Annotated in this window: 7 protein-coding genes; 5 read left to right on the forward strand and 2 right to left on the reverse strand. The window is 49.9% G+C overall.

The annotated features are described in order from the left end of the window. Window positions 1-252: 252 nt before the first annotated feature. On the reverse strand, window positions 253-651 hold the full coding sequence (locus ACNRUY_RS25910) for a group II truncated hemoglobin (protein ID WP_488114557.1): 399 nt from the start codon (window positions 649-651) through the stop codon (window positions 253-255). Window positions 652-930: 279 nt separating this feature from the next. Between ACNRUY_RS25910 and ACNRUY_RS25915 the strand changes: the two genes are divergently transcribed. From ACNRUY_RS25915 to ACNRUY_RS25925, 3 genes are all read left to right on the forward strand, one after another. Further along, the gene (locus tag ACNRUY_RS25915) at window positions 931-1,383 is read left to right on the forward strand and encodes a hypothetical protein (RefSeq protein ID WP_488114558.1); all 453 of its coding nucleotides are present in this window, start codon (window positions 931-933) and stop codon (window positions 1,381-1,383) included. Continuing rightward, on the forward strand, window positions 1,346-1,750 hold the full coding sequence (locus ACNRUY_RS25920; RefSeq protein ID WP_488114559.1) for a hypothetical protein: 405 nt from the start codon (window positions 1,346-1,348) through the stop codon (window positions 1,748-1,750). The genes ACNRUY_RS25915 and ACNRUY_RS25920 overlap by 38 nt, the downstream gene beginning before the upstream one ends. A gap of 113 nt (window positions 1,751-1,863) precedes the next feature. Continuing rightward, on the forward strand, window positions 1,864-2,346 hold the full coding sequence (locus ACNRUY_RS25925) for a hypothetical protein (protein WP_488114560.1): 483 nt from the start codon (window positions 1,864-1,866) through the stop codon (window positions 2,344-2,346). Window positions 2,347-2,368: 22 nt separating this feature from the next. Here the strand turns inward: ACNRUY_RS25925 and ACNRUY_RS25930 are convergent, their stop codons facing one another. Further along, the gene (locus tag ACNRUY_RS25930) at window positions 2,369-2,548 is read right to left on the reverse strand and encodes a hypothetical protein (protein ID WP_488114561.1); all 180 of its coding nucleotides are present in this window, start codon (window positions 2,546-2,548) and stop codon (window positions 2,369-2,371) included. A 163-nt stretch (window positions 2,549-2,711) separates the two neighbouring features. Here ACNRUY_RS25930 and ACNRUY_RS25935 point away from each other — a divergent pair, with 163 nt between their 5' ends. Both ACNRUY_RS25935 and ACNRUY_RS25940 read left to right on the forward strand, forming a co-directional pair. Continuing rightward, window positions 2,712-3,803, forward strand: coding sequence for an alpha/beta hydrolase (locus ACNRUY_RS25935; RefSeq protein WP_488114562.1), 1,092 nt, complete (start codon window positions 2,712-2,714; stop codon window positions 3,801-3,803). Between the two features lie 60 nt (window positions 3,804-3,863). After that, window positions 3,864-4,028 (forward strand): VOC family protein, encoded by a 165-nt coding sequence (locus ACNRUY_RS25940; RefSeq protein ID WP_488114563.1) that lies wholly within the window; start codon window positions 3,864-3,866, stop codon window positions 4,026-4,028. Window positions 4,029-4,113: the final 85 nt, after the last annotated feature.

The raw sequence follows: 4,113 nt of genomic DNA on the forward strand, positions 1-4,113 counted from the left end.
TGATTAGTATGAATCATAAGGGTTACCTTTTTACGATTTAGATTTCAGTGATTTCACCCTCTATCTAAATCGGTAACCCTTCCCTTTTTTGAAGAGGGAATTGTCAGATCAGATCTGAACTAATGCAACTTATGGAGTGCTGCGCCGCCTTGCAAAAACAGCATAATCAGAGAACCTTCCAGAAACTGTTTCAAGCCATTGAGACCCTTATGGCAAAAGAGTAACCACATCATAAAGGTTTGACTCCAGAGGCTACCCTGGCCCATTCGCCCTTTTATTCACCATAAAATCCGCCAGACGAAATATGGGCTCTTTCAGCATGTTCTGAAGCTCCGGACTGGCTCCCACATCATTCAGGGCCTTATCCCAGCATTGCAGCCACTGATCCCTGGCACTTTCATTAATGGCATAGGGCTTGTGAGGATCCGTAAGACAAACGGTGCCGTATTTTTCCAGGTAATGGTGAGGCCCTCCCAGCCAGCCACACAGGTACTCAAACAGTTTCTGTTTTACATCCGTCAAAGAGCGGGCATGCATTTTCCGAATATGTTCCGCTTCAGGCAACTCATCCATGGCATCATAGAAAGCAGTGGCCAATGCACGGATACCGTCCTCCTCACCGAGGAGCTGATAGGGCGTTTGCTCAGTCATTTTTTTCTTCCCTCACCCTGAAAATACATCCGCCATCATCAATAACAGCAGTCCGTATTTTCTGTTTCTTATTTCGGCTGACCCAATAGATGAAAATGGTCAGCTATTTGCCCGAAGCTTACGTTCTGCGACAAAGTGCCGCAAGCACAAATGGACTAGCATTTTTGCGCTCATTTTGTCCAAGGGATGCTTCTGATTGCCACAGAATCCTGTAAACTCAATGCCATGATAACAACAATGGCCTGATCAAAAGGCCTGACTCAACAGAGGAGATTCACCATGGTGGGATTCAAATCGACCCTGATTGCTCTTGCAATCGGCCTGATCTCTTCGCTGTCACTTGCCTACCTTTGGAAAGCGGAACAAGCCCGATCCGCCCGGCTGGAAGGAGAGCTTACCCAGGCTCTGGCCAATACCGAAACATTGAAACAGGCCATCAGCGATCAGCAAAACACCGTCGAGAAATTGTTTACCGTCGTTAAAGCCAACCAGGAGACAATGGATGAACTCTTTGACAGCAGAGATGAAGCCATCGCCGAAACCGCCAGAGTCACCGCCCAGATCAACCGCCTCAGAACCACCGAAGCCATCCGGGCACTGGAAGCACCTTTCGCAAGGGGGAATATTGCTCGCGAGCGCTTTAATGACAGCTTGCAGCGTATTTCCGGAGCGACCGGTGGAGAGGATTCAGGTAGTGACAGTGCCGACCTTGCCGGCACCGGTTATCCCTGATGAGCCCGTAAAACCGGTACTGAGCCTGCCCAATGTGCTCGTGTTGAATAAAGATGAAGTGGGCTATTTTGACCAGGCCTGCGAAGAGTTCAATGCCATTGGCCAGGAAGACGCCTTTACCCGTGAGGAAGTGGAAAAACGATACCCGGGTCTCACCCAGGGCAGTGCCTGTGACTGGGCGATTTACGGTTTTGTGGTCCAGGACTGGCTGACCGTGGAAAGCCAGATGGCGGATATAGCCCGGTATGTGGATGAACTCCGTGCCCAGAATGACTTTCTGAAAGACCTTCTAGAAACCCGGCAGCAAGTCATGGACCAGCAGGCAGAGCAAATCAGGGACCTTTCAAAACCACTCAGTAAACCCTGAACAATCCACCTATAATTCAACCTTGTACTCCTATTCAGGAAACCGGATACTCAGAGCATGACCCGGTTTCCCGAAATATAATTGATACCCACTGACAAACCTTCAGGAGCACCATGAATTCACTTTCTTTTCTGGCCGTGCGGCTGCTCTCTGTTTATTACCTGATTAACGGGGTAATCGGCCTCTTTTCCCTGCCCTACCTCTGGCTGATAGACCAGGAGGGCCATCGCTATCATCAATACCTGTATCTGACCAATATGCTGGTACCTCTGATAATTGGAACGCTGCTCTGGTTATTCACCCGACCCTTGGCACAGCTTGTATGTCCGGCAACGGGTAGTAATATCATAAAGACAGAAAGCGATAAGATCATCGCCACCGGCAGTTTTCTGATTGGTCTTTTTTTCCTGGTGGAGGCACTACCCGAACTCTATTCAGCCATTACCCAGTTCATCAGCACCTCCGATCATTATGACAATCGCCGGGAAATGCATCAAATCACAGCTTCAGGCATTCAAATGATTGTGGGTTTTCTGTTAATGGCAGGGCCGTCATTTCTGGTTCGGGTCTACCGGTCGTTTCGAGGCTGGGCTTGAAGCTGAACAACAAACGGAACCACTATGCACAGACACCGTTAAATCCTTCCTGAAATAAATAAGGCCAGTCAACCTGGCCTTTTTGTTTTCGATCGTACTTCTTTTTGCTCTTCACCACCCTCTGGCGAAAAAGGGGCGTTCTCAACACCCGGGCAACAGGGTCACGCTTTGTCCCTGGCCGCTGTTTCTTTCTGGATGCCATATTGTCCTCTCTTTTATTAATGTCCTGTTGACCGCTTATTCTGACGACCCGGTTTTATCCGGTCAATGAATAAAACCATTCCCGTCATTCCCAGCAAACCTGTAACCATCCTTTATACTTGAACCTGGCCTCCTCAGAATAACCAATTCCAAAGGATTCGACGGTGAAAACATCCCTGGCACTTCTAAGCACCCTGATATTGATTTCCCTCCTGTCGGTGGCCGGTGCCACGACTGAACCCTCCAAGTGGCATATTGCCGGAAGAGACCTTCCCGCTCCAACTGCTGCCAGCCATGCTCTGAAAGAGTCCATCGCGGCAGCCAGTGCACCTGACGTATCAGCCTCAATTCAGAGCGCACCCCGCACCCTCAGCGACTGGCATGCCTTTATCCATAAAATGAACCAATACGGTGAGGCCAAAGTCAACGCTCTGATCAAGGAGTACGGTACCCAGGTCAAAATGGAAACCATGGCCGGAGTAACGGTTCGACAAGTCATTCCCCGCAAAGTTGCACCGGAACACCAAAACCATTTGTTCATCGACCTGCACTCTGGCGGTTTTGTGATGTTTGCCGGTGACTCCAGCATTATGGAGTCGGTACTGATTGCCGAAAGACTGGGCATGCCGGTACTGGCCATTGATTACCCAGTGCTTCCCGAGCACCCCTTTCCGGTCGCCCTGGACGATGTCGTCAAAGTCTATAAACACCTGTTGACCACCAGGCCCGCCCACTCCATGGCCATTGGCGGCACTTCAGCGGGAGGCAACCTGGCCATGGCGGCCATCCAGAAGTTCAACCAGCTGGGCCTGGAAACACCGGCAGCTCTCTATGGAGGCACCCCATGGGCTGACCTGTCCAAAACCGGAGACACCCTGTTTACCAATGAAGGGATTGACCGGTTACTGGTCACCTACGATGGCTGGCTGAAGGGCGCCGCTCTCAAATACGCCGCCGGGCGCGATCTCAAGCATCCTCTGATCTCACCGGTTTATGGCGACTTCCATGACTTTCCTCCCACCTATCTGGTCACTGGCACCCGTGACATGCTGCTCAGCGACACAATTCGAACCCATCGAAAATTGAAGGCCGCCGGCATCACCACCGACCTGAATGTTTACGAGGGGTTATCCCATGCTGGCTACCTGCTGGTCACCAACTCCCCGGAATCCCAGGAGATCTATAAAGAACTCAACCAGTTCCTGTTGAAACATATGAAAGTTGCAAAAAAACCAGCCAGCCCAAAAAATGAATAAGGATGTAAATGGGCCGGTACAGCCAGGCTCCCAGTACCACCTATAAAAAAGGTTAATAATATGCTCAACATTGAAGGAATAAACCACATTGGTATTCGTGTCAGGGATAAGCAACAATCCATCGCCTTTTACCAGGCGCTCGGATTTAACCTTAAAAGTGATACCGGGTTTGAAAGCGGACACCCGGCGCTGTTCAAATTAAGTGTTGCTCTACCCAATGTATAGAAACTTGATCTAAAAAAGCCTCCTCTGAGAAGAGTTGAGTTTTAAGAAACCTTTTCCACCCGAGGTAACGAGACAGGTATTTTGT

The sequence above is a fragment of the Endozoicomonas sp. Z74 genome (assembly GCF_057680865.1).

Bases quoted from the DNA above. Each gene is read 5' to 3' on its own strand.
- ACNRUY_RS25925 (WP_488114560.1), top strand. From the start codon at position 1,864: ATGAATTCACTTTCTTTTCTGGCCGTGCGGCTGCTCTCTGTTTATTAC.
- ACNRUY_RS25910 (WP_488114557.1), bottom strand. From the start codon at position 651: ATGACTGAGCAAACGCCCTATCAGCTCCTCGGTGAGGAGGACGGTATC.
- ACNRUY_RS25940 (WP_488114563.1), top strand. From the start codon at position 3,864: ATGCTCAACATTGAAGGAATAAACCACATTGGTATTCGTGTCAGGGAT.
- ACNRUY_RS25930 (WP_488114561.1), bottom strand. From the start codon at position 2,548: ATGGCATCCAGAAAGAAACAGCGGCCAGGGACAAAGCGTGACCCTGTT.
- ACNRUY_RS25915 (WP_488114558.1), top strand. From the start codon at position 931: ATGGTGGGATTCAAATCGACCCTGATTGCTCTTGCAATCGGCCTGATC.